The following is a 26438-nucleotide window of genomic DNA, read 5'->3' on the forward strand; positions in this document are numbered from 1 at the left end:
TTAAATTATTACCGAATTATCTGCGATAAGTGCCTCGTTTTCTATTTCCCTGATATTGCCCCCATCTATCAAATACATTTTTTTCACAAGCACACCCACTTTTTCCTGGGAAATCAAAAGCTCTCTGTCCGTAGGCCATACAGCCTTCAATTCTATACCATGCAAGATGACAACTATCTCAAGATGAGAGCCGCGGAAGGTAACTGTTTTTACAACACCCGGTTCGGCAGTATAAGAATTTTGGTATTGTTCATTTTCCTTGAAAATAGAAATAAACTCAGGACGGATGACAGCCGTAGAAAATCCTTCCTGGCGGTAAAATCCTTTTAATTTGTCGTAATTATTTATCAGAGAATTTTCCCCGATAAATTGCGCTACAAACGGTGTGACCGGTTTTTTATAAACAGCCAGAGGAGAACCGCTCTGTTCAACACGCCCCTTATTGATAATCAGGATTTCATCAGCCACTTCACTGGCCTCGTCCTGATCATGCGTGACGAAAATACTGGTTATATTCAATTTTTTTATGGTATCCTTCAGCCATTGCCGAAGTTCTTTGCGTATTTTTGCATCTATTGCCGCAAACGGTTCATCAAGCAGGAGTACCTTTGGTTCAGGAGCTATGGCGCGGGCAAAAGCCACACGCTGTTTCTGTCCGCCGGAAAGCTGAGCGGGATACCTATTTTCTAGACCCTTTAATCCAATAAGTTCTGTAAGTTCCCCCACTCTTTTCTTAATTCTGTCGGCAGAGATTTTTTTTATTTTCATGCCAAAAGCAATATTATCAAAAACCGTCATATATCTGAAAAGTGCATAATTCTGAAAAACAAAACCTATGCCGCGTTTTGCGGGAGTAATATCATTGACACGCTGCCCATCAATAATAATATCACCGCTGTCAGGTGTTTCCAATCCCGCGAGAATGCGCAGAATAGTCGTTTTTCCACTGCCCGACGGACCCAAAAATGCAGAAAGAGAGCCAGCCGGCAGAGCAAAACTCACATCGTCTGAAGCCTTATATGTACCAAAACTCTTATTGATATTCTTCAATTCTATATACATTATACTACTCCTTTGCACTGTGCCATTTATATTCGACAATATTTTTCAAAATCAGCAATACCAGCGCAAGCAGTACAAGGATTGTAGAAACAGCAAAGGCATCCGCCATTTTAAAATCATTATACAGTATTTCCACCAGCAAAGGCAATGTATCCGTTTTTCCTCTTAAGTGACCTGATATTACCGACACAGCGCCAAATTCTCCCATTGCCCGTGCTGTACAAAGTATGATGCCATATAACAGGGCCCATTTGATATGAGGAAAAGTTATTTTGCGGAAAATAGTAAAACCGCCCGCGCCCATCAAAGCTGCCGCTTCCTCTTCCTCAGTACCGCGTGCATGTAATACTGGCATTACTGTTCTGGCTATGAAAGGCAGTGTAACAAAGATAGTTACTAAAACAATGCCTGTCACAGCAAAAACTATTTTCAGATGAAAATAGTTCAGGATCGGCTGGGCCCAGCCGATCCTGCCAAAAGTCAGCGAAAAAATAAGACCAGCGATGACGGGTGATATGGCGAAAGGAATATCGATAATTGTAGTCAGAATTTTACTGCGCTTATAATGAAAACGTGTTAAAGCCCACGCGGCAAACAGACCAAAAACCGTATTGCAGACAACTGCCGCAAAAGTAGCAAAAAGCGTCAGCTGCAAAGCATGCAGAGTAAAGCTGTCACTGAGCACATTCGCGTAGGCAGAAAATCCATTCTTGAAAGCTTCACTGAGTATAACGGCAAGCGGCATAATAAGCATGACGAAAACAAAAATGCTGCTGAGAGCTATCAAAAAATATTTGACGGGTGATTTCTTCCCCATTTATTTTGTACCTCCCTGCACAATTCGCTGCTGATATACCTGCAATGAATTTATAGCAAACATAATCAAGAAAGAAAACAAAAGCATGATAATAGCTATAGAAGTCGCTTCAGCATAATTGAACTGCTGGAGCTTTACCATTATGAGCAGCGGTACTATTTCACTCTTATAGGGCATGTTGCCTGCTATGAAAATTACGCTGCCGTATTCACCGATAGCTCGGGCAAAGGCAAGTCCGCCGCCGAGCAGCAAAGATGGTACGAGCTCTGGCAGAATGATCTGTCGGAATATCATAAACCTGCTGGCTCCGAGGGTATAGGCTGCTTCTTCAAACACAGGATCCATATTTTTTAATACAGGTTCAACGGTGCGTACTACAAACGGTATTGTAACAAAAATCAACGCTATAGTTATACCAATTTGCGAATAAGCTATCTTGATACCAAAAGGATCGAAAATCTGTCCTATAAAACCGGTAGGAGAATAAAGAGAAGCCAGAGATATACCCGCAACAGCTGTAGGAATAGCAAAAGGCAATTCGATAAGACCGTCGATAATCCCCTTGCCGGGGAACTCGTAACGAACCAATACCCATGCCAGCATGGTGCCAAAAAGACAGTTAACTGCTGCTGCTATAAAAGAGCAGAAAAAGCTTACCTTATATCCTGCCATAATACGACTGTCCAAGACCGTGTCCAAAAATCCCTGCCATGTTATACCGCTTGTAACCACTGCTATAGATATCAGAGGCAGCAGAATAATGAAACTGATATAAAAGATAGTTATTCCCATGGATAAATTAAATCCGGGTATAATACTGTTCGACTTTATTCTGCTCATTGCCTGCCCCCGCTTTTTCGATATTATATTTATCAATTTTTCTGATAGATTTGGTCAAAAATGCCGCCATCCTTAAAATGGGTTTCGTGAACCTTATTCCAGCCACCAAATAAAGGATCATTGATATTCGCCAATTTTATATTCAAATCAAATTTATCGGCATATTGTTTTAAAATATTTTCATCTGTCGGTCTGTAAAAGTTTTCTGCGGCTACTTTCTGTGCTTCCGGTGAATAAAGATAATTCAAATATTCACTAGCCAACTTGCTTGTACCCCGTTCTTCGGCTATCTTGTCAACGACGGCGACGGAAGGCTGTGCCAAAATACTGATAGACGGAGAAACTATTTCAAATTCATCAGGATGTTCTTTTAAGGATAAGTAAGCTTCATTTTCCCATGCCAGCAGGACATCTCCCTGCCCATTTTCTACAAATGTCGTTGTCGCACCGCGAGCTCCCGAATCAAGGACAAGAACATTGGCAAATAACTTTTTCATATAATCCTTCATCTGGTCTTCATTGCTCTGATATTTTTCGTTGGCATATGCCCAGGCTGCAAGATAATTCCAGCGTGCACCGCCTGATGTTTTAGGATTTGGCGTGATGATGCCAACACCCGGCTGAATCAAATCATTCCAATCTCTTATATTTTTCGGATTTCCCTTGCGTACAAGAAATACTATAGTCGAAGTGTAAGGAGCACTGTCATGAGGAAACTTATTCTGCCAGCCTTTATTGATAAGTCCGGCATTTTCAATGGCAGTCACATCATATTCCAATGCCAGCGTTACAACATCCGCGTCATTGCCTTCAATTACTGAGCGAGCCTGTGCACCGGAACCGCCATGCGATTGAGTAATAGTGACATCCTGCCCGGTCTGTTCTTTCCAATGTTTTGCAAATAACTCATTGTAATTCTTATAAAGTTCACGGGTCGGATCATAAGATACATTTACAAGCTGATTTGATGATGCTGATTCATTGTCATTTTTACAGCCTGTTATAACCGATAATGCAATAAGTGCGACAGCAAATAAAATAATTTTTTTGTTCATAACACAGCCTCCTGTTTCAAAATAAAAAAGGTCAGAGAGACAATTGCAGAATCACAATCAACCCTCTGACCTTTAGTTTTCTAATTAGCCAGCAAAATATCGAATATTTTTGCACTGCATGCTTTGCCATAAGGCAATACTTCGTGCTTGCAATAATTATTATGAAATTTATAATAACACATCAAAATTATATCGTCAATAAATAAAATAAAAAGGTATATATATTTCTTACTGCGAAAAAGATATTATAGATAAAAAAAACCGTTTTTTATAATATTTTTGAAAGGGAAATATATGAATCTTAAAAATTTTGATAAGCAGATAGAACCAGTAATCTTAAAAAGAGGAAAAGCATATTATCTTGAGGGCCGTGTTCAATCCCTGACAGAAACGGAGAACAATTATTACACCGCTGTCGTAAAAGGAACCGATACTTACAGGGTTCATGCGCACATTGATCGTTCAATATATATAGAAAATATAACATGCGATTGTCCATATACATATGCTCCATACTGCAAGCATATCGCTGCCGTATTATATGCATTGAGAGACCGTCTGCAAACGGGACAAGAGGATAATAAATTTTTAGTTCCCGCACAGAATGACGCCCCTGTATCTGACAAATACGACGACAAAAAAACTTGGATAAATTTAATGAGAGAAAATATACGCGATGCCAAGGGAAGAGATAACTTCATAAAATGGAATGAATGCTTCTCCGCGCTTAAGGGGACTTATAAAGTCCTCGAACGTATCGAAATCGCTATTGATTGCAAGGACTTTCTTCTGGCTGCAGACCTCATTTTATCGGTAATAAATGAAATGCTGAAAATGACCCAATTTACGGATGATTCAGATGGCGGAATCACAGACATACTGGAAAATGCCAAAGCACTGCTGACGATTAATATTCAGTCCGTAAAGGATAAAAGAGAGCGTAAACTGTTATTTAATAAAATCCTGACCGAATCAAAAAAGAAAATATACGATGGCTGGCCGGATGAACGTATAGCATTGCTCAAATCCTGCATTGATCTTGCCGATTCTCCAAGACAGGGCCATACGGTGGAAACCAACTTATTCATGCAGACTTGCCAAAGTGAAGAACCAGATATATTCAATAAATACGTATATGAAAAAGAATTGCTCTTAAAATATCAACTGCTGCAAAAATTTGACATGAAAAATACTGATTCTTTTCTGAAAGAAAATAAAGCCTTCGCAGAAATCAGAGAAATTCTTTTCAATAAGCTCCTATGCGCAAAAAAATATGATGAAGCGGAAAGCTTGGTCCTGGAAGGAGAAAAAAGTGATGCAAAATTCCTCGGTCTTGTCATAAAATGGAAACAGCTGCGCTTTAAAATTTATGAAACTGAAAAAATTACTGCCAAAATGCGTTTACTCGCATACGAATTGTTGATTGAGTATGATTGTTTTGAATATTATTCTAAGCTGAAATTGCTGTATGCACAAAAAGAATGGCAGAAAAAATATGTGCAAATCATTGCTGAAATAGAAAAAAGAGGCTACGCGGGACAGACATATTGTCAAATAGTTATCCAGGAGAATGACTGGCAAAGTCTTTTGAAATATACAAAGCATTTTCCTTATAGAATAATTGATTATCACAAATATTTGTTGAAAATATACCCTCGGGAAGTCCATGCCATATTTATGGACTTTATCATGCAATCAGCCGCCAGCAGCATCGGACGAAGCGATTATAAAAAACTCTGCCGCTATTTACAAATGCTTTGCAAAGCAGACGGCAGAGACACTGCATCATTGATCAAAAAACAGCTTTCTCTGAAATACCCCAGACGAAAAGCGCTTTTAGAAGAACTGGAAAACTTATCATCTATATAAATAAATGGTAAGAAAAATAAACTGGGAGGCGGTAAGACTTAATTCGAATAAGAGCTCAGCTGGATATCTATCTTGAAGAACGTCTTTCAGACAGATATATTGACTTTTAGCATTTATACAAAACTTGAAGAATTCTCCTCCAGATAACAGAAATACAAATAGAAAAAACTATACCCCATACTTTACCTTTAAATCCTTAATCCAAAATACATTCTTTTCATAATTGATCAAGCCATCTTTTTTCATTTTACTTAACTCGTTAGACATTGCACTTCTATCAACGCACAGATAATCGGCCAATTGTTGACGATTGAAGTTAATTTTAAAGCAAAAACTTTTTTGTTCAGTAGCTTGGAAAGAGAGAAAAGAAATAATTCGTTGACGCAATGATCTTGACGTTGTGTGACTAATTTTTCTTTTAAGTTTAATATTTTCAGTACCTAGAGACAAAAACATATTACGAATAACTTTTGAATGATAGGCACAAATTGCATGACAAGGATACAGTAACTTCTCAGTATATAGAAATAAAATTGTACTTGTTTCAGCAGCTACTGCATTTGTAAATAATATTTCATCACTACAGGCATTATTTTCAGCAAACATCTGTCCTCTTGTAACACGATTGAGTATATTCTCATTTCCCCAAGCATCATTGTAGACAATATGCACACCACCTAATAAAACAATGCAAATAGTATCAATTTTATTTCCTGAATGATATATATACTCTCCCTTTTGATAGTTTTTTATTTTAGCTTGAGAACAACTTAATACATGTTCTGTTTCAACTGCTGTCAAGCCAATAAACAGCTCAGTTTTTGAAATAAAAGAAAAATCCATTAATATCACCTTTTTGTTGTCAAAACAACATTATTATTTTGACAATTTTATTATAATGAATTTTGTAAGTCAAGAAATAATTTTATAAAAAGCTTATTCTAATAGAGGAGACAGATATTCAATGATTGTTAATAAAAATACCGCCCTTAATGATATCTTGTAATTATAAAAAAATATATATTACACGCTTCAGCAGAAAAAAAAGAATGAAATGCTCGTTGCTTTATTTACAGAAAATCTTTTAGAAATAAAATATAAGGAGAAAGTTATGATACACTACTTACCTGGATGCGATGTACAAAAAAATCATCCTAAAGCTATTTCAAAAATGAAGAATTATATGAAGACTAAAGAAATAATTATTGAACCTTGTTGCCGTGTAAAAAATAAATTTCTCAAATCTGGAGATACAATTATAAATAATTGTACTTTATGTAATCTTATAAATATGAGAGGTAAAAAGCTGCCACAATATAAGTAGAACAGGTTCTTAAAAAAACAACGGCTACCATTTGGCCATCCCCAATAAGGATGCACCAAATGATAGCCGTTATTCAGCGAAGATTTCTTTACGCTATTTTCTTGTAAGGCGGACACCCATCTCAAATGCTTTCTGGCAATCAATCGGAAACTGCTCTGCTTTTACATGAGCTTTCCACTTTTCATCGAACATGTTAGCTTCATATTTGGAATAGTCATCAAATTGATATGTGTCGTTGCTGATAAGAATTTCGGAAGGATCTCCCAATAATTTTTCCAACCAAGATTTATAATGATTAAATAGCACCTTGTATCCAAATTCCTTCATGACATCAAAGGAAACATTCATTGTATAGACAACTCCAGATGAAAGCTTTCCCTTAAAGGTAGAGGGAGTTCCAGTGTTATAGGTCATATTTGAAAACAGCAGTCGTTCAAGAAATGATAGCATTTCCCCCGTAATGTTTGAAAAATAGATTGGTGTTCCCAATAGAAGTACATCACAACAAGTGACCTTATTCAAGACTTCAGTCAAATCGTCTTTCATTGCACAGTGCCCCCAGTGTACCGTCTTTTCTTTTACAAGCAAAACAACTTGTGCAACCTCTATATTTCAAGTCGTATAAGTGAATTAACTCCGTTTGTGCCCCGACGGAAGCTGCACCGTCCAACGCTCGCTGTAACAAAACCGCGGTATTCCACTTCTTCCTCGGGCTTCCATTCAAAGCAAGCACCTTCATAAAATATCCTTCTTTCCAATCATTCTTTAATTAGCAATGCTTATATTTGCGTTCTTATTGATTTTTATTCATAGGTCGATAGAAATCACCTTGCCCGACGAGTAGAAAAGATTAAGTTTTGGTATAAATTCTTTGAAAGGATAAAAATTCATGAATTTTGTATTGCTGGTCAATGTTGGATGAGTCGTATGATTTTTGATATCACCAACAGATCCTCTGGAGGTACGGTAAAAATCATAGAACTCCTTCGCAATTGGCGATGTCGCTTCAGCAGCAGTACCCGGCGTACCGCTTACATATACCCGCTGACCGCCTGAGAATTCGATATCACGCTGATGGGACGCATCTTATCTAACTCAGGCGGCTGCTCCAGGGCTCTCCTTACAACTGTTTTATTTCAAATGCTCTTTAAAGAACTGTTCGAATTTATCAAAGGGGATTTTCTGGACATTATCATATAAATCTGTGTGGTTCGCACCGGGAACGATATATAACTCCTTATCCTTCGAACCTATTGCCTTATAGGCATCTTCGCTGAAATAACGGGAGTGAGCTTTTTCACCCGCCACAATCAGGGCAGGAGTACGCATTTCCCTGGCATATTCCATGATGGGCATATTGATGAAGGAAAGCGGCGTGGTATTCGCCCATGAACTGTTCGGATTGGAATTTACCGAACGCGGATGATAGCCGCGTTTTGTCCGATAGAAATCAGCATATTCAGCGATAAATTTCGGCGTTTCAGGCGTAATATCTTTTTCCGGGTCCAGATTATTGGCCGGGGCTAAGGCAGCATAATCCTGTTTTGAGCTTTCCCAGCGGGCATTATTCAGCTGCTCTTTCATCTTGTAACGTGCATCTGCACTTTGCGGTGCCACACGATCATATTGTCCTTTGGGATCCATTTTGATTTCATACCCATTCGCCATCACACGGGTCATATTATACATCGTACTGGTAGCCACCGCTTTGACGCGGGTATCCTGGATGGCATCATTCAAGGCAAAGCCACCCCAGCCGCAGATACCCAAGATGCCAATCTCGTCACGGTTTACCATATCCAGGGATCCTAAATAGTCTACAGCGGCACTGAAATCCTCCGTGTTGATATCCGGCGAGGCTGTGTTGTGCGGGTAGCCTGAACTTTCACCTGTAAACGACGGATCAAAGGCAAGGGTCACAAAGCCGCGTTCCGCTAAGGTCTGCGCATACAGCCCACTGGACTGTTCTTTCACAGCGCCGAACGGGCCGCTTACGGCAATAGCCGCTAATTTGCCTTGTGCATTTTTGGGCGCATATAAATCCCCCGCCAGGGTGAACCCGTAACGGTTTTTGAACGTTACTTTACGGTGATCTACTTTATCAGATTGAGGAAATATTTTATCCCATTTCTGTTCCAGCTGAATGGTTTGACCCGGTACAGAAATAGATGTGGCATTTTCAGGTAAAGCAGCAAAAGCAGTTGTGGCGAGTGTCGCAACAAAAAGTGCCGCAATAGAAGTAGTTTGAATGACCTTTTTCAGCATAGTATTATCTCCTTCATCGTACTAAATTATATTCATACTTATTTATTTTTCAAATGAGTATCCAAAAAATCAACGATAACCTTTTCGACCTCCGGCTTCTTTCCTTGTCGGTTTTACGAGTGATAAAAAAGAGTTGCGAAGTTCATCGGTTTTTCCACTTTTGGGACGCTCAATGCTAATAATGTTGACGGTGGTGGTTGTTGCTGTGTTCTCAATATTTTGTGCATTGTCTTTTGCTTCTGAGGAAACGGAAATCAATTTCCCAAAATGCGCATCATTTTTCCCATCCAAATAAACCATCAGCTTTACTCACAAAATCCTTTAAGTAGGGCTTTTAAAAATATTATAAAATGTAACTTTTTGCCCATCTACATTGTTGCTCTTGTAAAAGTTGTCTGCGTCACGAAACATATCGCCTGCTGGCAGGCTCTTATTCGCTTCAATCTGAGGTTGTTCCACATGCAGTGCCGCCGAAGCAGTCCCAGCGCCACTGCTCACGATAGTAAGTGCAACTACCACCATAGCAGCTTTTGCTAATTTATGATTGAAAAACTTCATTTTCACAATCTCCTCTTTCTTTTGTTAATTATTCTTTATTTTATGATTTATTATAATGTAGTTACTTAACTATTTAAAATACTTAAAACGAATACTTTATAATGCTTAGAAAGCATCATTTTAACTCAAGTAACTCGTATTTCCGACTTCCCATGCCAATCATTTCGGCAGAATAAAATATAACTTAGAAACTCCTTCTGCCGGTTGACTAAATCACAGCTTGTCTAAGCCAACAGACATTTCATATTTTTCAAAATTCATCCCGCTGATAAGTACACAAAAAATAATTCCAACTGTTATCAATACCTTCTTTCTCATTATGAACCTTCATTATAATTCTCAATATCTGTTAATCTGAAGCCGTCATCTAATACATTCTCTATATTCATAAAAGCCTTTCCGAATTTATGTTGCACCATCTTAAAGTCTAAATTTACATTTACTTCAATTTAGGATTTTTCTTAGACAACAATGATACCGCATAATGAGTTATTCCTGCATAACATCCCAAGAGTGCTGAATAATCTAAAAAAAATTTTAGCGCAGATGGAGGCGGCCCCCATCCAAAACCATGTTCCATAACTATCATGGACCAAATATGATTAGCAAAAGATGCATAAAAACCATAAAGAATAATACCGACTGCTAAAATATTGCCCAAAATTGAACATTCTTTATGGAAACGCTCCATTCCAAGCCGATTTTGCAAGCGAACCCATAACATCTTCCAATGAAGACCCAAATGAATTCCTATAAAAATAAAGCACACATAAGAGCTGCTTTGATGAACTTCATGAAGCCAAAGTGTATTTGTTCCCCGCAGTGCAATAAATGGCACTATTGATTGTGAAATCAATAAACCAGACAGCATTGATATACAAAAACTGATGGCAAACAAAAAATTTATTATCGCTATCAATGCACGCTGAAAATCCTGTTTTCCTTTGAAAAAGGATGTATACCAATGCAGATTTAGGCTATTATGCCAAAGCACTAATAAAAAAAGTATTACACCCAAAACCTCATGCGGCTTATTACCAGTAAAACGATAATTCATCACCAACAGAAAGACAATTGTCATTCCGATATTTAAAATATTTCTTTTCAACATTTTGCTCCTAAAAAGATTAAATAATTTTCTTTACTTCATGGGCTTTTTGTAATATAGGGCTGGTATTAATCCCTGCTTCCTGTGTTAAACCCATATCTGTCAGAACTCCTTTAAGTTCAGGTTCCCTAAATAGCCTCCATCAGACTTCAAGCCCATATAATTTATCATCGACGGCACATTCATAGAATCAGCTGCTGCAACTGGCAAATACATCCCATTAAAAATTTTTATTGTCCAAAGTAATTTTCTATTTCCTGCATGCGATCTTCGATATTAACATGAAATGGGCACCGTGGTTCACATTCGCCGCAACGCGCACAATCACGAGCTGTACGATTCAATTTAAAATAATGATCCTTTGCTAAGGCATCACCGGATTTTGCAAGATCATAATATTTACTGACAGAGGCAATATCTATGCCATATGGACATGGCTGGCAATGGTCACAATATATGCATACACCTTCCATATCCTGTTTACTCGCCGCAAAAACAGCTGAATAATCGCGCTCCTCGCGTGACGTGTTGTAAAAAGCCAGCGCTGCGTTGATGTCAGACATATTCCGCACACCAGGTATGCAGGATATTACTGCAGGACGATCCAGGGCATACTGAATGCATTGTGCCGTTGTCATGGCTTTGCCAAAAGGTGAACTGCTATCCGACAAAAGCCGTCCGCCACCATAAACCTTCATGACCGTAATTACTGCGCCGCGTTTTTGTGCTTCCTCATAAAGATTCTTGCGATCAGCAGCCAGTTTCAACACACCATTCTCTGGTACGAAATCGTAAGCCGGATTTAGACTAAACATAAAGACATCAATCAAGCCTGTCTCAAGAAATTTTTTACTGATATCTACAGAATGCGAAGAAAACCCAATATAGCGGATGGTGCCATCCTTTTTTAATTTTTGTGCATAATCTAAAAGTCCATTATCTATAACTTTCTGAAAATCTTCTGCTGTATCAACATAATGGATCATCCCTATATCACTATAATCAGTACCAAATCCCTTAAGCTGCTGCTCAAAACCGCTCTGAACCTGCTTCATATCGCGCGTTCTTGTATATGTTTCATTTGGATAATAAACACCAATATGCATTTGCGTAAGCATTTTGTCACGTCGACCTTTGATCCCCGCAGCCATTGCCTCCGACGGGCCAAAATTTGACATTACAGTATCCATGAGATTAATGCCATGCTCTGCTGCATAGGCAATCATGCGTTCGATATTTTTTGCTGAAGATTCATGAAGCGCACTTGCCCCAATAGCAAGCGTACTGATTTTTTCTCCTGAATGTGGAATTTGCCTATATTCAACAGTTCCGCTGAATTCAAAAGCATCAGCCTCTTGTTTTTGCTCTTCTTTCGTTGTAAACGGATCTTCAAAATCGCAGCCGCCAAGCATCAGACCTATAGCACCTAGTCCCAGTCCTCGTATAAAGCTCCTTCTTCTCACTTATTCCATCTCCCAATATAAATAGAAACTCACTTAATACCTTATAAAGGCCACTTGCACATCGCCTTTTCCCACAGACTCTTTCAATCCGTCAACGTCTGCAATATAATCTATCCTTACATAGCCGCTATAAGAATTACTGCACGTCGTATAAAAAGGTACTAAATAATTACTGGACCAATGCCTTTCTTTCATACAAACTCAAAATTCGTCTACAAGACAGTATTCTTTTTCTTTTTTTTCAGTATAATCCCTGGACTTGACTCCAATTCAAGTACTTTTTTCAAATTTAAACTATTTTTTTCTGTCAAACAGTTAATCTGAGCAAAAATTACTAATCCTGCAAGCGCAATAAAAGACAGTCCAACAAGAACAACATAAGGAGTACCCCATTCTGCAATAAATATTCCACCGGTGACAGTTCCCAAAGTTGTCCCTAAATTTGCCGAAGTCAAAAAAACCCCATTAGCCAAATCTGGAGCCTCAGGTGCTGCATGAGAAATCCAATACTGCGTGACATTTGCATTGATACCACCTAAAAGGCCCCAGAGAATCGTTAGTATTATCATTGGTATCAGGAACTGCCCTCCCAGAAATAACAAACTATACATGCCAAACAAAGTAATTATAAAAAAACGAACCGTATGCAAAGCGTTACGGGTAAGCAATTCCCCTGCCAGCATGCTGCCAAAAATATTCATCGCACCATAAATAAATAACATTACACTCGCTGTCGATAAAGATACCGTTGTGACACGCTCCAAATACTCTGCCAGATAATTAAATACACCAAAGACAGCTCCATTCATAAGAATGACCGCTAAAATTGATATCAGCAGCATCGGTTTTTTCAATACACTGATCTGTGATCCATAGGATAACCGCTGTTTCACCGGCATTGAAGGAACAAAAATCAGTGTCACCAAAAATACAAAAACGTTAATAAATGCAAAAAAACTTAATGCCATTTTCAAAGAAAATGCTCCTGCAATAAAATTACTGATTGGCACACCGATAACCATTCCAGCAGACACGCCAATCACAATCTTCGTTACAGCTTTCGGTGCCAACTCCGGTTTCACAGATGCCGCTGCTACGCTAAAGGCCAAAGAACAGTATATTGGATGAAAAAAGGCCGGGATGACTCTAGCAATTAATAAAATTGTAAAATTTGGTGCGAAAATTGATACAATATTTCCCAAAATAAAAATACCTAAAACCATCAACATAACCAATTTTCTATTAATACCGGAAAACAGCAGGGGCATTGTCGGACCGGCAATTGCAACTCCCAGCGCGAACAAACTCACGAGAGTTCCAGCCTCCATGATACTGACATCAAACTGCGAAGCAATAAATGGCAAGATACCGACAAACCCCATCTCCGTATTTAGGATACCAAATACACCAACCGCCAAAATATAAACCAACATATTATTTTTTTTTAACATAACACTCCCCATTCCGCAAACAATTAAAAAAATTTCAAGCTCCTTCGTCTATATATCTCCTTATGTTTCATTATAAAATCACTCTGGTATGATAACAAATGCCTATATTAAATGATAATTTATGCTTCAAAAGCATTATTTTAAATGTTATACTACAAATAAAACAGGTGTTAATCATGGAATTTAGAGTTTTATCCTATTTTTTAACCGTTGCTAAGGAAGAAAATATCTCCAAGGCTGCCGAGGCCCTCCATATTACTCAACCGACGTTATCCCGTCAACTTTCTGAACTTGAAGAAGAATTGGGCGTGCAGCTGCTTAACCGTGGCAAACGAAAAACTACTCTCACAGATGCAGGGCTTCTGCTACGTAAACGTGCTGAAGAAATCACCTCATTGACAGAGAAAACAAAACGGGAATTTCGCCAGTCAGATGCAATAGTTAATGGTGACATATACATTGGCTGCGGTGAAACGAACGCTATGCATCGTATGGCCCTGACCGCTAAAAAGCTCCAGACTGATTACCCGCATATACGCTATCACCTATTCAGCGCAAAAGCGGATGATGTAACCGAACGGTTAGATAAAGGATTACTTGATTTTGGCCTGCTCATTGAACCAGCCAACATCCGAAAATATCATTCTTTCGAACTACCAGATACTGATTTTTGGGGACTGCTGATGCGCAGGGATTCTTCGTTGTGCTGCAAGACACGAATTACTCCACACGATCTCTGGGATATTCCATTGCTGATTTCTCAACAATCACTGGATACCCATGAACTTTACCATTGGCTGCAAAAAGAACAAGGGGAACTAAATATTATTTCCACTTACAACTTGATTTTCAATGCTTCACTCATGGTAGAAGCTGGACTTGGTTATGCGTTATGTTTGGATAAACTAGTCCATACCGGACCAGATAGTTTATTACGTTTCCGCCCGCTACAACCGCAGCTTCCTGCACATGTTTATTTGATCTGGAAAAAACAACAACTTTTCTCCAAAGCAGCCGCATTATTTCTCGATAAACTGAAAGAACAAATTGATATACATTTAAGAAATTGATTACCATTTTTTCGATTATATAACCCAGCTACCAGAATTTCATGAACACTCGAGTAACTAATTTATTATATTGTTGATTTGAAGATTTCATTAATGCATTATTGTCAAGATTTTTATCGTAATATACTATCCATTTTTAACTGAATAACATTTCACAGAAAAATTAATATCTATTTAACATAAAGGTCCAATGTCTGTTATTTCGAAACAGGCATTGGACCTTTATTATAGAATGATATTTCTTAAATATGGCACGAATAAAAAATCAGCTTTAGCAAAGCACTAAGCATGATAATATTTGCCCAGGCTCATCCTAGTCAATGTAATTGAATGATTTTCTACCGCTCATTTTTTAAAGACCTCTTTCGCTCGCATCATATTCTGCCGCACTGGAACATGAAATGGACAGCGCTTCTCACAAGCACCGCAGTCAATGCATTCAAAAGCTGTATGTTTCAAGATGGCATAATGTTCACGCACAGTTTCTGGTATTTTTTCTTGCGCTTCAGCAAGATTGAGAAGTTTAGTGACCATAGCAACGTCAATACCTTTCGGACAAGGTGCGCAGTGACCGCAGTACATGCAGTGTCCTTTCCAATTGATTCGCGGGAAAGAAGTAAAGGCTGCTGCATAATCTTTTTCCTCCATAGAAGCGGTCTCATAGTGTACACTTATTTCTAATTCCTCTACAGTATGCGCTCCTGCTAAAACTGTTGCTACTGCCGGGCGTGTTAAAGCGTAGTGAAGGCACTGAACCGGAGCAAGTGCCATGCCCGCAGGAGACAATTTTGCATTTAAAAGATCACCACCGCCAAATGCTTTCATGACAGTAATGCCGACGCCACGGCGTTGACAGACTTCATAAAGTTTTTCTCGATCTGGATTCATATTGAGCAGCGACTTCTCGTAGCTTTTTCCGTTCCAAAGATCATCGCAATCCTCACTGGCCGGCTGAAGATCATAACAGGGGTTAATACTAAACATCAGCACGTCAATAAGTCCGCTTTCCACTGCCTCCAGAGCGACAATAGGATTATGGCTGCTAAGACCAAGATGACGTATTTTACCTGCTGCTTGCAATTCCTTCGCATACCGTATAATTGGACCGTTGGCAACCTGCCGCCAGTCATCAAGCGAATCTACATAATGGACCATGCCGACTTCTACTGAATCAATATTCAGGCGCCACAGCATATCCTCAAAACTCGGCCTAACTTCATCAATTTTACGTGTACGCTCATACTGCCCATTTTTCCAAACTGCGCAAAGATGTACCTGCAAAATAAATTTATTTCTCCTACCGGCAAGTGCCTGCCCCAGCCGGCTGCGCCAAACAGGATTTGGTGCGTAGAAATCAATATAATTAACGCCCACCCGTTCCGCAGTATCTAAAAAATCATCCATATATACACCGTTATGATCAATAAGACCTTCGCATCCAATACCAATTTCACTTACCTTAAGACCCGTTTGTCCAAGTTCACGATACTGCATTCCATGATTTCCTCCTATTTAGGCTTAAAATATTGTCACTTATTTTCTTATTATCGTACTCTATGGTCCAGACTCAAAGTCAAGTTGAATTTTTTAAAGAAAAAATTTTCCTGAACCATATTCACCTCGACTCAATTTAAAGTGTTAAACTCTAAGTGAATACAAATCATTTTCTGTTCTTAAATAAAAGAAAAATTATTTATAAATTGGAATGACAATTCCTTATCACGTCGTCTGCGCTTGCGATGCTCATAGTGCACTATCTACTTATAATGATATTGTTTTGGCATCAACATAATTGATATACCCATCAGGCATAAAAATCATCGTTACATAAAGCCTTTACCGCAGTTCCCTATGCTTTTCGTATTTCTTACGAGACCTACCTATTTTATCCCGTTTTTCTTTAACCAAGCTTCGACATCGCTGTCTTTAACTGAGCTGCCATAACTGGAGAACATGGAAAGTACCGTCGATTTTTTACAGGCCAGCTTTACATTTTTCTCAATATAGCCGGAGCCCCCACCGCCATGTGTGCAGAATGGAATAACTGTCTTGCTCGCTAAATCATATTCTGCAAGGAAGGTGGCAATAGGTGGTGCCATGGTACTCCACCAATTCGGAGTGCCCACGAAAACGCTGTCAAAGTCAGCAATGTTCTTAATTTTTGTCTTAAGCGGCGGGTGGTATCCAGCTTCAATTTCCTTTTTTGCCTGATCTACAACCGCAGTGTAATCACCTGGATAAGCTCTTTCCGGTTCTAATTCGTAGAGCATACCAGCGGTTTTTGCTGAAATCAGCTTTGCAAGCTTACGCGTGTTGGAAGAATGCGAATAGTAAACAATCAAAATTTTTCTACTCATTTTTAAAATTCCTCTCATTATAAATTGATTTATACTTTATACTGATCAGCAAAACTCACGCACATACCTAAAACAGCACCTGTCTTAACATACTCATAGGTCGGCATTTCAAAGAGAACTGGTTTTAAAACGTGATAATCAATTTTCCCTTCCTCATTCAGAATAGATTCTTCTGCATAGGTGTGTTCTATTTTCAACACAAAACTTTCGAATCCTTCTGTATCATAAACATCAACAACACTGCATTCCATCGTAAGCGGAGATGCATTCACAAGTGGTGCACCCAATTCACCAATGGAATGAGCAAATACTGTAGATTTATCAACCTTGCTGCCACTTACTTTACCAACATACGATGCCTCAGACAGCAATTTTTCATTTACAATATTTACTGAGAGAACTTTATTTTCCTTAATGCCTTTATTTGTATAATGAGGTTTTGCCAGACTTACCATAATTCGATCATGACCGATAATACCGACATGTCCGGCAATCAGCCAGTTGGGTTTATCTTGCACCATTGCACCTATAATCACCAACGGTGTTGGGTATAATCCTAAAACTGAACCAATATCTTTTTTCATATGAAAATTCTCCTATATATTTTTTTAAATGTAAGTGTATATTCTACATATTATCTGAGGTTCTTTTCTTTGCAATATCTGTAAGCGTTCTACCGCCAATTCCCCAATTATCCGCATAATTTTCTTTAATGAGCACATAAAATCCTGACGCTGGAATTCCTAATATTTTGCTCGCATCTTGCGTGATATCTGCAATAAGCTGTTTTTTCTGTTCGGTACTCACATGAGGACCTGCTTCTATCTGAATATATGGCATAAAAATCATCCTCTCTACTTTAAATTTGATATTATTATAAAACCTGAAGTCAGCTTAAGGTCAATACCATTTTTCTTTAAATATAATAATTTATTTATCACTAAGCTTGTTTTTTGTATGAAAAAGGGCACGTAATTTTTTAGTACACATCTGTTTATTAACCAAAATAAAGTAGCAGTATCTTCTTTTATTTCAGTTTATCATATTTATGTATTCTTTAAATCTATACTGTTAACGATAAGCACTGTTCTCTGTTTTTCCCAATATAGCGAAAGTTTCAAAATGCAGTATCGCTTACTATTCACTTGTTTGTTGCGCATTATCTTTACATGTGTGACAATATCCCAAAAAAATACGGGCTGCCTTGGAAAGGGCTTGTTGCTTTTTCCAAGCAAGAACTGCACCCACAGCTCCAATTCCCTTTAGCGGTATGAATCGCAGTCCTGGAGTCATCTGCTGATGAAAATCATAGCAAATTGCAACACCCAGCCCGCTCCTCACCATATAAACCGTATTTAACAAAAGATTATATGTCGCGACTTGATGAAGATTCTCGTACGTCTCACCAAACCAATGTTTCAGATGGGATTGTACCGATATACGTTCTGGCAAAATCAAAGGTACTTCCAAAAGATCGTCCGGATGTATATTTTCTTTTTCTGCTAATGCACTACTTTCCCGAACCAGAATCCCCCACCGCTCCAGCAATGGCATACGCAGGACTTCATATTTCATAACATCCACCGGTTCCATCAGCAGCCCAATATCCACCAGACCATTTTCAATTTGTTCTTGGACGACATCTGCCGTCTTACTTTGCACCCGGAACGTAATCAATGGATACTGCCTATGAAACTCCGCCATCCAAGCAGCCAGCACTGCCATATTCTGTGTATCACCACACCCGATGCGGATGTCTCCAGCCAACGTTCTACTGCCGATAAACTCCTGCTTCATTTTCTCTGCAAGATCCAGAATATCCTGTGCATGACGGCGTAACAATAAGCCATCCTCGGTTAGCCTGACATAATGACTATACCGTTCCAAAAGCTTAACATTTAGTTCCTCCTCCAAGGCACGAATCTGCCTGGACAGGGTTGGCTGCGTCATATGCAGCAGATTCGCTGCCTTGGTAATATTCTCTTCTCTGGCTACTGTCAAAAAATAGTGCAAAACGCGAAGTTCCAAGACAATCCCCCCTTTCGCTTTGGTGGTTACCCTTTCGTATCATCCAAGTCTTTTTTCATCTCATATTTCAAATAATCTATACGGGATATCATCTGTTCTTTCTTATGGATTTCTTCCAGCATATCATTTCGCTTTTCGTTCAGCAAATCCATACAATGACAGTATTTGCTGTCCTTTTTCATTTTCATATAGCTCATAATTTCGTCCCAAGAAAATCCGAAGTCTAATAAGCTCATGATAAAGCTCAGTTCCTTAAGTGCATAATCATCATATATGGTTGCAGCTCCTTCTGACTGTACTTTAGCGATTGAACTGCTTTCGTATTTTTTTAGCACCTCAAAAGGAATGCTGTACTTTTTATGAACTGCTTCGCGATTCATAATTACACCACCTTTATTTTGTAATGTATCAAAGATTTGCGCCAATTTTATATGCCTGATCGCCGAATTCAGATCTTTCTACCAGAGAACGAGCACCGCATCCAATTCCCAAAACCTTCCCAACATCATTCCATTCCATATATCGCACCAGGGTATCATAATGATCAACCAACGCACTCATCGTCCAATCGGCACTATTATAGGCAGTTGCCATCAATACAGATTTCTTGCCATGAAGTTTTCCTGTACGGGAGTAGAAGCGGTCTACTATAGTTTTAAGCTGTGCAGACATGCCGAAATAGTACAGCGGTGTTACCAATACCAATAAATCCGCATCCAGTATTTTGGGCATAAGTGTCTGTTCGATGGCATCCGACCAGATACAAGGTCCATCCATATGACACTTGTCACAGCCGCGACAGGGATGCGTTTCTTCATTAGCCGCATCAAAGGTGAATACTTCATGTCCGGCACTTTTTGCACCTTCCGTGAATTTCTCCGATAAATAAATCGATGTAGATTCATTTTTCGGATGCGGGCTGCTATTAATGACTACAATTTTCATATTCTTACCTCCTGATACGCTTCCTTTTTCCGGGATTTTACTTTTGTTCTCCGTTTCTCCAGCCAGTGCAGACAGTCCACAGCCGCTCAAAAAGAGCGTCAATGTGCCCATGCCGCTGACTTTCAGGAACTCCCGTCTGTTCATACAACCCCTCCCGTCTACTCCTTAGAAATAACCTCAACTTTTGCATCGAAATCACCGTTCATTCCAGCCAGATCTTCAAGCCCACTGATGAAATGCCCCATGGGGATAAGTCCCTTGGAATATCTGAAGTCTTTATAAAAAACAGAGATATTGCCCCACGGACCATAAACCGCCAGATCACCTGGCTTTGGCACAAATCCGTCCGGAGCATTTTCTTTCGACAGCGACTTCGGTGGATCAGCGATTTTTTCCGTTTCATTATAATCCTTGAAGTGAAGCGTCATTGGCATAGATTGGCGAAAATCCCGGCTGGTCGAGTTGTCTTCCAATTCTGCGATTGATTCCTTGCCATCAAAGGTAAATTTTACACGAACCTGCTTGGATTCCTTTGATTGCAACATCGTCTCATGTTCCTTTATGGTCTCGGCCTGTACATCTTCCCTGCTTCCATAGGCAGCTCCGACAACAGCAACAACGAATAAGAAGCCAATCCCTAAAAAGCACATCTTCTTCATGTTCATAATTCTGGTCTCCTTTACTTTTTTTGCCAGCTCTGCTCAACAATTTCCTGTGACATGCGAGCATAATCTTCTTGAGAAACATTATTTTGTTTTGCTATACAAGCCAGACAAAGCCAAGAATAAAATAAAACAGTGACTGTTACTACCGCGAAAATACTGATTAATTTACTTTTCATCTCCATCGCCCAATTCATTTGCCTGATTGGATATGATGACTTGAAAACCACTGCTCCAGTTCCTGTTTGGAGGTGTCTTTCGAGAAACGTTTGCCATCTACCCAGTCGGCAGAGGCAGAGCACAGATTATGAAGCGCGTCTGCACTAGAGCCTATATCGCTGCTGGCTGATGTGCAAAGCGGTATGATTTTCTTATCCGAAAAATCATAGCTTTCCAAGAAAGTATCAATAATACGCGGTGCCTGTCCCCACCAAATCGGGTAAGCAATTACGATTGTATCGTATTTTTCAAAAGAAGATATCTTCCCGTTAATGGCCGGGCGTGTACTGTTATCCTTCTGTTCCACTGTGGCACGCGTAGACTCATCATTATAGTTTAGATCTTCACTGGTATATTTTTTCTCTGGTACGATTTCATAAAGGTCTGCTTTGAGAACATCAGCTGTATTCTCTGCCAATGTTTTTGTATTGCCCGTACAGGAAAAATATACGACCAGTATTTTACTGTTTCCATCTGCCTTTTGCTCTTCTGCTTCCGGTGCAGATTTTTCTGCCACTCCATTTTGTGACTGCGGCGGGGAAGATGTCGTTGCCTCAGTACTGCCACATGCGGTAAGTGTCAACATCATACATACGGATAATAAGAAGAGTGTCACAAATTTTTTCATCTCAATTTCCCCTTTCTTTAGTACAAAATTCAACTTTGATTCAATCGTCCATGCTATGTTTTTACAAATGTCTTGTACTCCTTTTGATCATAAAACCCACTACAGCATACAAGCCAATGATACTCAGAAGCATCAATATGAACATCCCGAAAGAAGCCTTCGTTGCTGCCGTGGCAAAGATATGCTTCAGCTGTAACCGATCGCCAATCTGATTCATAAAAGAACCATAGATGCCGCCGGCAATCAACAGGGCCAGCATAAAATAGCATCCAACCCGATATTTCAACGATTGCAGATTCCAATGATTCCAGTTCGTAAAACGATGCCATAAAGGCGGCCAATGCAATCCCAGATGAAGTCCAATCAAAACGAGAAGAAAATAAGGCAAGGAAACATGCAATTGATGGACCATTATGTTTCTTTGCAAGTATATTCCAAAAATTTCCTTGAACAAATGATTCGAGATCATCATGCCTGTCGCTATAATACTTACCGCATTAATAATCAACAGGCAGTTAATCATTACAGACAAACTTCGTATGAAATACCACTTTCCTCTAAATAGCGAGGAAAACCATAGACGATTCCCAATAAGATGAAAAACGATTGCCAACAGCATAAGGATACCTAACACCTCATGCAGTATTTTAGGCAAAAATTGGAAACTGATTATTAAAAGGAACAGCACCAGCAAAACAATGTCTAGGAAAATCTGTTTCATATACAATTATTCCATCCTTTCCTAACAATAATGACCTATAGGAAGGATCTCCGCTTTACTTTTCTTCATAGACCTCTTTTGCCATACGAAATGCTGCCCAGGCTTTCGGCCAGCCTGCATAAAAACCAAGCTGCGTAAGCATCTCTACCATTTCATCTTTGGTCACGCCATTCTGTTTTGCTGTCTGGATATGGTATTTCAGTGAACTGTCCGTGACACCGCTTCCTATTAATGCGGATATCGTAATTAAACTACGGTCATGAAGTGAGAGCTTGTCATTGCGTGACCACACTTCACCAAACAGGATATCATCATTATATCGTGCAAAATCTGGAGCAAAATCTCCTAATACATCGTGTCCTGCCGTTTGTACAATCTTCTTTGCTGCTGGTTTTGTTGTTTCTTTTTCATTATTTGCCATATTTGCTGCCTCCACGCTTAAAAAATTTGTCATTATAATCCCTGTTGTCAAACCTAACACAATTAACTTTTTCCATGCCATTGCAATCCCCTCCTCAAACAGTAGCTGAATTAATTTCATCTATTGTTTTATTGTAAGTTGTAAAAACAAATTAAGCCAATGCTTAAAAATATGTACCGTCGATGCTTAAAAGGCATTTCATTTTTTGTTTTAAAAAAATTTTGATATTCTCCTACAATCTGCTCCTATGGCAAACATTTTTTTACAAAAGTTATCAAATTGATCCTGCATGCTCAATGCACCTTTTTCCTTCAGTAAGAAACCGCTGTCCGTATTGCCCATATTAATTTTTCATCCGCAGAAAATCGTTATTTTTTCTCTATAAAAACAGTTTTATTTCTCCAGATCTGCTTTTGCTGTAAAAATAGTAATAATCATCGCTATTGCCACAACCATGCCGTATCCGATAGAAATTTCATAGTATTCGCTGTTTCAAGTTGATCCAATGCAATAGAGAAACTAAAAGCTTGATAATTCTCATAAATCCCACCTTCCTCTATATAACTAAAACAATTAAAACTTGCCGTTTTGGTAAATTGAATCAAAATTTAATGTTAAATAAAAATAAACCACATCAAAATTACCAATTAATTGGAAATCTTGATATAGTTTATTTTTACTACTCATCTTTTTAACGTTAAAGCATAACTATGTTCTATCATCTCAAACAGTTCTTTTTCAGACACGTCTCCGTTTACTTTTACAGTATTCCAATACCTTTTATTCATATGAAATCCCGGTAAAATATCTTTATTGGATTCTCTTATTTCATCAATGTATTGAGGCTCACATTTCAGATTAATATATAAATTATCATCCCGTTCAAAAATCAGCGCAAAATTTTTTTATTCTTTTTATGTCGTATTGTAGTCCACAAAAGACTAGATTGTTTTCTACTAAAAGGATAATCTTCATAACTATTATCAAAACTCAAACATAAAGAAATATATGAATCCCATATGCTTATATGTGTCACGCATGGTAAATGTGTACAATGGGTCTATTTCGCACCTGTCACCTGTAATCCAGGGACCTTTCTACCCCTCCGTCCTGGTCAAGCTCACAATTTTGGACATGATGAAAACTGGGACGGCTGGATTATTTTATGTTGACCAAAATTTCTTCTCCCCACTTTATCGCCATCCAGCTTGGCTGCACAGAAAAAAGCCTGACTCGTGCAGCCACAGCGACAATAAGCATAAGTGCAGAAGACTTTATCTCTGGCCGCATCACTCTCGAAACAAAGCGTTTGCTAGCGCATACAGACTTCTCTATTGGCATTATTGCGGAGAAGCTCCACTCACTTCAGCAAATTCTTCAAGCGTGAAACAGATTCTACTCCGGCTCAGTTCCGACGACAAGAAATTGCTTTTGATATTGTCAAATAGACTAGCTGGAAAAGGACAAAACACATAAACAATTTCTCCCTCTCTGGCACACTTTACTTCCAGCTTTTAGCATTTTTTTATGATAATTTCGATCTTTTCCCCATCAAATTTCAAACTCAAAACACCTGCAATTATTCCAAAAATGTTAGCTGATTTGTAATTTTTTTGTTGTAAGTATATAATACGATTTTAGAAATGATAGTGAACTAAGCACATTATTAAGGAGCACGGATAATAGCATGGAAAAAACATTACCTGACTGCCCTGTAGAAACGACATTGATGTTAATCAGTGATAAATGGAAATTATTAATAATAAGAGATCTGTTGGATGGTAAAAAAAGGTTTGGCGAATTAAAAAAATCGGTTGGAAAAATATCGCAGAAAATTTTGACAGCTGATTTAAGATCAATGGAAAAAGATGGCCTGCTCAGCAGAAAGGTTTTTGCAGAAATGCCCCCACGTGTTGAATATACACTGACTCCGGCGGGACTTAGTCTAAAATCAGTGATTGAGGCAATGAGCAACTGGGGGCAATACTATCAAAAAAATCTATCAGCAAATAAATCTGGAAAATAGTTCATATTTTATTTTATTTGCCCATTTTCCCACAAGCCATTACTGAGATCATCAGCTATTTTTTTATATTTATTATCTGACAAACCATAAAAAATACTTATAATTACAGCAGCTATACCTAAAGCTACGCCTGGATACAATGTCATGGCAGCCTTTATCCCAGTCAGCGTTTCAGCTGACTGGACAGTATTTGATACATACCCTGTCAGCACAAGGATGCCAGAACTTACGATTGCGGCAAGGGCCTGTGCCATTTTGCGGGAAAAATTGAAAGCGGCATAAGTTATCCCTTCTTTTCTTATTCCATTATGCCATTCGCCATAATCAATAACATCGGATACAAAAGCCCACGTAATTCCATTAGGGATTGCCAGAGCAACATAACCTATTGTGACTAGGACAATAAAAGTGTAAATATTAGTGGCAATAACAAAATTCAGAATATTGGCGACAAATCCTATTAAAAGACCGCCTACAGCAGTTCTCTTTTTACCGAATAATTTAACCAACTTTGGAATCATAAGAATCCCCAGCACAGAACACCCCATCATAATTCCATTTACCAATGGCTGTAATCCCATATTGCCTAAATTATACTGACAAAAGAAAATCATCATCTGATTATTGGTGTTCATTGCTGAAATAGTAAATAAGGTCATCAGAATTATACAAAGCAGTGGCTTATTTGTAAATACTACTTTGAGATAATCCTTGAATCCTGCCTTTTTTTCTGCCTGTGTATTGCGCATGACCGGAACATTTTCTTTAGTATTTCTATAGCAAATATAAAAACCGACAATACCGATCACAGCCATGATCGCGGCAGCTATAAAAAAACCGTGATGCGGATTATCAAAAACAAGTACGATCGGTACAAACCCGATGCCTGTGATGAGCTGCGCTCCTATGGACCCTGCCTGCCTTGTAGTGGCCAGCTGGCTGCGTTCGTTTACATCGCGCGTCATGACACTGGCCAGTGAACCATAAGGTATATTTGTAAAGGAATAGACCAGCCCCCATGCCATATAAGCAGCATAAGCGAAAAGAATTTTTCCCGACAGTGATAATTCAGGCATTGTAAATGTGACCACTGTAAGTAAAGCCAGTAAAATACTGGATATCATCATCACGGGACGAAATTTTCCTCTGCTGCCGATATTTTTTCTTCTGTCTATCAGAGAACCCGCTATAGGGTCCATAAATGCATCAAAGATCTTTGTAAAAGCAAATATGCCCGCTACAGCAGCTGCCGGTATGGCACAAATATCAATCCAGTACTTCGTTAAATACGCCTGTCCTAAATCAAACATAAATCCATTGCCAAAATCACCAAATCCGTAAGAAATTTTTTCTTTCCAAGACAGCCTTTGAAAATGATTTATTTGATTATTGATATTTTGCGTGCCAGTAGGTTTTTTTGACGGCGCAGTGATAGGACCGGTAACATATTCCTGCATATATTTTCTCTCCTTTATAAAAAAACAAATTTTTAAAATATTCTATATATAATACGAATCATACTTTTTCAAATATTAAAAGGCAATCTGCA

The 26438-nt window shown here is 38.7% G+C and carries 31 protein-coding genes; 4 read left to right on the forward strand and 27 right to left on the reverse strand.

The window, feature by feature from the left end:
• Genes I6758_RS07105 through I6758_RS07120 form a run of 4 tightly spaced genes read right to left on the reverse strand, consistent with a single transcriptional unit; the run spans position 1 to position 3774 of the window.
• Complete coding sequence (locus I6758_RS07105; RefSeq protein ID WP_196604520.1) at positions 1-1062, reverse strand: sulfate/molybdate ABC transporter ATP-binding protein; 1062 nt, start codon at positions 1060-1062, stop codon at positions 1-3.
• Between the two features lie 4 nt (positions 1063-1066).
• Positions 1067-1879, reverse strand: a complete 813-nt coding sequence (gene cysW / locus I6758_RS07110) for a sulfate ABC transporter permease subunit CysW (RefSeq protein WP_196604521.1) — start codon at positions 1877-1879, stop codon at positions 1067-1069.
• On the reverse strand, positions 1880-2719 hold the full coding sequence (gene cysT / locus I6758_RS07115) for a sulfate ABC transporter permease subunit CysT (RefSeq protein WP_196604522.1): 840 nt from the start codon (positions 2717-2719) through the stop codon (positions 1880-1882).
• A 32-nt stretch (positions 2720-2751) separates the two neighbouring features.
• On the reverse strand, positions 2752-3774 hold the full coding sequence (locus I6758_RS07120) for a sulfate ABC transporter substrate-binding protein (RefSeq protein WP_196604523.1): 1023 nt from the start codon (positions 3772-3774) through the stop codon (positions 2752-2754).
• A 294-nt stretch (positions 3775-4068) separates the two neighbouring features.
• Here I6758_RS07120 and I6758_RS07125 point away from each other — a divergent pair, with 294 nt between their 5' ends.
• On the forward strand, positions 4069-5643 hold the full coding sequence (locus I6758_RS07125) for an SWIM zinc finger family protein (protein ID WP_196604524.1): 1575 nt from the start codon (positions 4069-4071) through the stop codon (positions 5641-5643).
• A 168-nt stretch (positions 5644-5811) separates the two neighbouring features.
• Here the strand turns inward: I6758_RS07125 and I6758_RS07130 are convergent, their stop codons facing one another.
• From I6758_RS07130 to I6758_RS07165, 9 genes are all read right to left on the reverse strand, one after another.
• Complete coding sequence (locus I6758_RS07130) at positions 5812-6486, reverse strand: Crp/Fnr family transcriptional regulator (protein WP_196604525.1); 675 nt, start codon at positions 6484-6486, stop codon at positions 5812-5814.
• A 574-nt stretch (positions 6487-7060) separates the two neighbouring features.
• Positions 7061-7513: an NAD(P)H-dependent oxidoreductase gene (locus I6758_RS07135; RefSeq protein WP_330998028.1), complete on the reverse strand. Its 453-nt coding sequence runs from the start codon at positions 7511-7513 to the stop codon at positions 7061-7063.
• A complete protein-coding gene (locus I6758_RS15140) occupies positions 7494-7706 on the reverse strand; it encodes a flavodoxin family protein (RefSeq protein WP_307225415.1) in 213 nt (70 codons plus the stop codon). Before I6758_RS15140 ends, I6758_RS07135 begins: the two co-directional genes overlap by 20 nt.
• A 392-nt stretch (positions 7707-8098) precedes the next feature.
• Positions 8099-9232, reverse strand: a complete 1134-nt coding sequence (locus I6758_RS07140) for an alpha/beta hydrolase (protein ID WP_231038577.1) — start codon at positions 9230-9232, stop codon at positions 8099-8101.
• 69 nt (positions 9233-9301) lie between these two features.
• On the reverse strand, positions 9302-9532 hold the full coding sequence (locus tag I6758_RS07145) for a hypothetical protein (protein WP_196604526.1): 231 nt from the start codon (positions 9530-9532) through the stop codon (positions 9302-9304).
• A gap of 21 nt (positions 9533-9553) precedes the next feature.
• Positions 9554-9790, reverse strand: coding sequence for a hypothetical protein (locus I6758_RS07150; protein ID WP_196604527.1), 237 nt, complete (start codon positions 9788-9790; stop codon positions 9554-9556).
• Positions 9791-10229: 439 nt separating this feature from the next.
• The gene (locus tag I6758_RS07155; protein ID WP_196604528.1) at positions 10230-10898 is read right to left on the reverse strand and encodes a DUF4405 domain-containing protein; all 669 of its coding nucleotides are present in this window, start codon (positions 10896-10898) and stop codon (positions 10230-10232) included.
• Positions 10899-11128: 230 nt separating this feature from the next.
• Complete coding sequence (locus tag I6758_RS07160) at positions 11129-12361, reverse strand: aldo/keto reductase (protein WP_196604529.1); 1233 nt, start codon at positions 12359-12361, stop codon at positions 11129-11131.
• Between the two features lie 212 nt (positions 12362-12573).
• Complete coding sequence (locus tag I6758_RS07165; RefSeq protein WP_196604530.1) at positions 12574-13812, reverse strand: MFS transporter; 1239 nt, start codon at positions 13810-13812, stop codon at positions 12574-12576.
• Positions 13813-13988: 176 nt separating this feature from the next.
• On the opposite strand from I6758_RS07165, the gene I6758_RS07170 reads away from it, so the two are divergent.
• Positions 13989-14882, forward strand: a complete 894-nt coding sequence (locus tag I6758_RS07170) for a LysR family transcriptional regulator (protein ID WP_196604531.1) — start codon at positions 13989-13991, stop codon at positions 14880-14882.
• Positions 14883-15227: 345 nt separating this feature from the next.
• Here I6758_RS07170 and I6758_RS07175 read toward each other — a convergent pair whose 3' ends face one another.
• From I6758_RS07175 to I6758_RS15210, 13 genes are all read right to left on the reverse strand, one after another.
• Complete coding sequence (locus I6758_RS07175; RefSeq protein WP_196604532.1) at positions 15228-16376, reverse strand: aldo/keto reductase; 1149 nt, start codon at positions 16374-16376, stop codon at positions 15228-15230.
• Between the two features lie 386 nt (positions 16377-16762).
• A complete protein-coding gene (locus tag I6758_RS07180; RefSeq protein ID WP_196604533.1) occupies positions 16763-17239 on the reverse strand; it encodes a flavodoxin in 477 nt (158 codons plus the stop codon).
• A gap of 29 nt (positions 17240-17268) precedes the next feature.
• Positions 17269-17823: a flavin reductase family protein gene (locus I6758_RS07185; protein ID WP_196604534.1), complete on the reverse strand. Its 555-nt coding sequence runs from the start codon at positions 17821-17823 to the stop codon at positions 17269-17271.
• Between the two features lie 43 nt (positions 17824-17866).
• The gene (gene dmpI, locus I6758_RS07190; protein ID WP_307225079.1) at positions 17867-18109 is read right to left on the reverse strand and encodes a 4-oxalocrotonate tautomerase DmpI; all 243 of its coding nucleotides are present in this window, start codon (positions 18107-18109) and stop codon (positions 17867-17869) included.
• 267 nt (positions 18110-18376) lie between these two features.
• The gene (locus I6758_RS07195; protein WP_196604536.1) at positions 18377-19267 is read right to left on the reverse strand and encodes a LysR family transcriptional regulator; all 891 of its coding nucleotides are present in this window, start codon (positions 19265-19267) and stop codon (positions 18377-18379) included.
• A 26-nt stretch (positions 19268-19293) separates the two neighbouring features.
• Complete coding sequence (locus I6758_RS07200) at positions 19294-19647, reverse strand: MerR family transcriptional regulator (RefSeq protein ID WP_196604537.1); 354 nt, start codon at positions 19645-19647, stop codon at positions 19294-19296.
• A gap of 28 nt (positions 19648-19675) precedes the next feature.
• Positions 19676-20356, reverse strand: coding sequence for a flavodoxin family protein (locus I6758_RS07205; RefSeq protein WP_196604538.1), 681 nt, complete (start codon positions 20354-20356; stop codon positions 19676-19678).
• Positions 20357-20370: 14 nt separating this feature from the next.
• Complete coding sequence (locus I6758_RS07210; RefSeq protein ID WP_196604539.1) at positions 20371-20871, reverse strand: cyclophilin-like fold protein; 501 nt, start codon at positions 20869-20871, stop codon at positions 20371-20373.
• A gap of 20 nt (positions 20872-20891) precedes the next feature.
• Positions 20892-21053 carry a hypothetical protein gene (locus I6758_RS07215; protein ID WP_196604540.1) on the reverse strand — a complete coding sequence of 54 codons (162 nt, stop codon included), beginning with the start codon at positions 21051-21053 and terminating at the stop codon, positions 20892-20894.
• Positions 21054-21067: 14 nt separating this feature from the next.
• The gene (locus I6758_RS07220; RefSeq protein WP_196604541.1) at positions 21068-21721 is read right to left on the reverse strand and encodes a flavodoxin; all 654 of its coding nucleotides are present in this window, start codon (positions 21719-21721) and stop codon (positions 21068-21070) included.
• Between the two features lie 61 nt (positions 21722-21782).
• Positions 21783-22442, reverse strand: coding sequence for a DUF4405 domain-containing protein (locus I6758_RS07225; protein ID WP_196604542.1), 660 nt, complete (start codon positions 22440-22442; stop codon positions 21783-21785).
• A gap of 55 nt (positions 22443-22497) precedes the next feature.
• On the reverse strand, positions 22498-22944 hold the full coding sequence (locus tag I6758_RS07230; RefSeq protein WP_196604543.1) for a carboxymuconolactone decarboxylase family protein: 447 nt from the start codon (positions 22942-22944) through the stop codon (positions 22498-22500).
• Between the two features lie 602 nt (positions 22945-23546).
• Positions 23547-23756: an MmcQ/YjbR family DNA-binding protein gene (locus I6758_RS15210; protein ID WP_196604585.1), complete on the reverse strand. Its 210-nt coding sequence runs from the start codon at positions 23754-23756 to the stop codon at positions 23547-23549.
• Between the two features lie 272 nt (positions 23757-24028).
• Between I6758_RS15210 and I6758_RS07240 the strand changes: the two genes are divergently transcribed.
• Both I6758_RS07240 and I6758_RS07245 read left to right on the forward strand, forming a co-directional pair.
• Positions 24029-24250, forward strand: coding sequence for a hypothetical protein (locus I6758_RS07240; protein ID WP_196604544.1), 222 nt, complete (start codon positions 24029-24031; stop codon positions 24248-24250).
• Between the two features lie 300 nt (positions 24251-24550).
• Positions 24551-24889, forward strand: coding sequence for a winged helix-turn-helix transcriptional regulator (locus I6758_RS07245; RefSeq protein WP_196604545.1), 339 nt, complete (start codon positions 24551-24553; stop codon positions 24887-24889).
• An 8-nt stretch (positions 24890-24897) separates the two neighbouring features.
• On the opposite strand, the gene I6758_RS07250 is transcribed toward I6758_RS07245, so the two are convergent.
• Positions 24898-26346, reverse strand: coding sequence for a glycoside-pentoside-hexuronide (GPH):cation symporter (locus I6758_RS07250; RefSeq protein ID WP_196604546.1), 1449 nt, complete (start codon positions 26344-26346; stop codon positions 24898-24900).
• Between the last annotated feature and the right edge of the window lie 92 nt (positions 26347-26438).

It is taken from the genome of Pectinatus haikarae (assembly GCF_015732185.1).
GTDB lineage: Bacteria > Bacillota > Negativicutes > Selenomonadales > Selenomonadaceae > Pectinatus > Pectinatus haikarae.

Coding starts and splice junctions, on each gene's coding strand:
- I6758_RS07175 (WP_196604532.1), bottom strand. CDS start 16,376: ATGCAGTATCGTGAACTTGGACAAACGGGTCTTAAGGTAAGTGAAATT.
- I6758_RS07245 (WP_196604545.1), top strand. CDS start 24,551: ATGGAAAAAACATTACCTGACTGCCCTGTAGAAACGACATTGATGTTA.
- I6758_RS07230 (WP_196604543.1), bottom strand. CDS start 22,944: ATGGCATGGAAAAAGTTAATTGTGTTAGGTTTGACAACAGGGATTATA.
- I6758_RS07225 (WP_196604542.1), bottom strand. CDS start 22,442: ATGAAACAGATTTTCCTAGACATTGTTTTGCTGGTGCTGTTCCTTTTA.
- I6758_RS07125 (WP_196604524.1), top strand. CDS start 4,069: ATGAATCTTAAAAATTTTGATAAGCAGATAGAACCAGTAATCTTAAAA.
- I6758_RS07250 (WP_196604546.1), bottom strand. CDS start 26,346: ATGCAGGAATATGTTACCGGTCCTATCACTGCGCCGTCAAAAAAACCT.
- I6758_RS07205 (WP_196604538.1), bottom strand. CDS start 20,356: ATGAACAGACGGGAGTTCCTGAAAGTCAGCGGCATGGGCACATTGACG.
- I6758_RS07210 (WP_196604539.1), bottom strand. CDS start 20,871: ATGAAGAAGATGTGCTTTTTAGGGATTGGCTTCTTATTCGTTGTTGCT.
- I6758_RS07140 (WP_231038577.1), bottom strand. CDS start 9,232: ATGCTGAAAAAGGTCATTCAAACTACTTCTATTGCGGCACTTTTTGTT.
- I6758_RS07200 (WP_196604537.1), bottom strand. CDS start 19,647: ATGAATCGCGAAGCAGTTCATAAAAAGTACAGCATTCCTTTTGAGGTG.
- I6758_RS07145 (WP_196604526.1), bottom strand. CDS start 9,532: ATGGTTTATTTGGATGGGAAAAATGATGCGCATTTTGGGAAATTGATT.
- I6758_RS07180 (WP_196604533.1), bottom strand. CDS start 17,239: ATGAGTAGAAAAATTTTGATTGTTTACTATTCGCATTCTTCCAACACG.
- I6758_RS07170 (WP_196604531.1), top strand. CDS start 13,989: ATGGAATTTAGAGTTTTATCCTATTTTTTAACCGTTGCTAAGGAAGAA.
- I6758_RS07105 (WP_196604520.1), bottom strand. CDS start 1,062: ATGTATATAGAATTGAAGAATATCAATAAGAGTTTTGGTACATATAAG.
- I6758_RS07185 (WP_196604534.1), bottom strand. CDS start 17,823: ATGAAAAAAGATATTGGTTCAGTTTTAGGATTATACCCAACACCGTTG.
- I6758_RS07220 (WP_196604541.1), bottom strand. CDS start 21,721: ATGAAAAAATTTGTGACACTCTTCTTATTATCCGTATGTATGATGTTG.
- I6758_RS07150 (WP_196604527.1), bottom strand. CDS start 9,790: ATGAAGTTTTTCAATCATAAATTAGCAAAAGCTGCTATGGTGGTAGTT.
- I6758_RS15140 (WP_307225415.1), bottom strand. CDS start 7,706: ATGAAGGTGCTTGCTTTGAATGGAAGCCCGAGGAAGAAGTGGAATACC.
- I6758_RS07135 (WP_330998028.1), bottom strand. CDS start 7,513: ATGAAAGACGATTTGACTGAAGTCTTGAATAAGGTCACTTGTTGTGAT.
- I6758_RS07120 (WP_196604523.1), bottom strand. CDS start 3,774: ATGAACAAAAAAATTATTTTATTTGCTGTCGCACTTATTGCATTATCG.
- I6758_RS07165 (WP_196604530.1), bottom strand. CDS start 13,812: ATGTTAAAAAAAAATAATATGTTGGTTTATATTTTGGCGGTTGGTGTA.
- I6758_RS07215 (WP_196604540.1), bottom strand. CDS start 21,053: ATGAAAAGTAAATTAATCAGTATTTTCGCGGTAGTAACAGTCACTGTT.
- cysW (WP_196604521.1), bottom strand. CDS start 1,879: ATGGGGAAGAAATCACCCGTCAAATATTTTTTGATAGCTCTCAGCAGC.
- I6758_RS07130 (WP_196604525.1), bottom strand. CDS start 6,486: ATGGATTTTTCTTTTATTTCAAAAACTGAGCTGTTTATTGGCTTGACA.
- I6758_RS07240 (WP_196604544.1), top strand. CDS start 24,029: ATGTTGACCAAAATTTCTTCTCCCCACTTTATCGCCATCCAGCTTGGC.
- cysT (WP_196604522.1), bottom strand. CDS start 2,719: ATGAGCAGAATAAAGTCGAACAGTATTATACCCGGATTTAATTTATCC.